General features: G+C 51.7%; 1 protein-coding gene. It reads right to left on the reverse strand.

All coding sequences use genetic code 11. The features are described 5' to 3' along the window. The coding region (locus KVT34_RS31340) for a hypothetical protein (protein ID WP_217563401.1) at window positions 1–232 on the reverse strand (232 nt) is incomplete at both ends.

The raw sequence follows: 232 nt of genomic DNA on the forward strand, positions 1-232 counted from the left end.
CTTCGGCATTCATAGGGCTATCGGTCCCGATAACCTTAATCAGGGCCGCCAGTGATTTCTTTACCTGCTTCAGACGGCCGGGATTCAGCCGCGGATTTTTCTCACCGCCCAGCTTATTCACGATTTCATTGATCTCATCGGTATACCGGGCGGCTTTGCGGACATCCATCCCTTCAAAAGGGAGATACAGCTCCTTCACTCTTCGTTTCTGTCCCGCAAGAACAGCTGCAAT

It is taken from the genome of Paenibacillus sp. GbtcB18 (genome assembly GCF_019091125.1).
Classification (GTDB): Bacteria; Bacillota; Bacilli; order Paenibacillales; family NBRC-103111; genus Paenibacillus_F; species Paenibacillus_F chitinolyticus.